The organism is Pseudomonas sp. Pseusp88 (assembly GCF_047303955.1).
Lineage (GTDB): Bacteria > Pseudomonadota > Gammaproteobacteria > Pseudomonadales > Pseudomonadaceae > Aquipseudomonas.
Genome location: NZ_JBGLYM010000086.1, coordinates 1 through 865, shown reverse-complemented (window position 1 = coordinate 865; position 865 = coordinate 1). Strand labels below are relative to the sequence as shown.

The following is an 865-nucleotide window of genomic DNA, read 5'->3' as shown; positions in this document are numbered from 1 at the left end:
CGGGCTGGTGATTATATAGGCATCAAACTCATAAAAGGGCGCAGTAAACTCGCCGATTTTTCCGGTTTTTTTAAAGTTTTTGTAGTCAAAAATGGTGACCAAGCCCGTGCGGCGATTGAGTTCCCAAAGAGGGCCTTTTGGGGCGCGTAGCCAGATTCTCGGGAAGTACTCAACGACGATATGACCGATCAGCCCGCAGATAAATGGTATGCCGATAAACCAGGAGTGAACCTCTATAAACAGAGATTTTGTGAGTTCCCAAGCTGGCTCGTTGAATTTATATAAAGCTGTCATGTGAGTCAGCGCCATGATAGGGATTAAGATAATAGTTGCCCATTTCCCCCCCCCTTTAAGAAAAGCCAAAATTGAGAGCGAAATGGGAGATGCGCTTGGCGAATTACTTCATGATCGTGTTTGAAATGCATATTCAGATGTTCAAATGGACGAGGTACGTAAGTACCGTTAGCTTTTTCTTCAGCTTTTTTTCGCCTTACTTCCTCCCAGAAACGCATCCCTTCGGGATCGGGATCTTGCATGATGTTATCCGGGAGCACCTCCTGGGTGTTGCCCCAAGGCAGTCGCGTTCCGATCAGCTTGAATAATAGGTTGCGCGGCAGGGCGTCTGGTTGCTCGGGAATCCGATCCGGATGGTAGGCCTCTGGCGCGTAGTAAGGCGTTGATTTGACGGGGTTAGACATTATTGCGCCTTGTGGGTGTATTCATCGGCCCAGAACGGCCGATGGGTCGTGGTGAAGTCGGCCTGGGCGTATTCCGGGCCAAAGCGGATAGGGTCTTTTACGGCGGGCGCCGGGAAGTAAAGGGTTTGCGATTGGGTGCTCAGGATGAATTGCGCACGAACGGCCCA

The 865-nt window shown here is 50.4% G+C and carries 1 protein-coding gene and 1 pseudogene; both read right to left on the bottom strand.

From position 1 onward, the window contains the following. Nucleotides 1-309 (bottom strand): annotated as a pseudogene (locus ACCD02_RS32575) (hypothetical protein); the annotation flags it as partial. A gap of 8 nt (nucleotides 310-317) precedes the next feature. Beyond that, nucleotides 318-698: a hypothetical protein gene (locus ACCD02_RS32570; protein ID WP_413310706.1), complete on the bottom strand. Its 381-nt coding sequence runs from the start codon at nucleotides 696-698 to the stop codon at nucleotides 318-320. Nucleotides 699-865 lie beyond the last annotated feature (167 nt).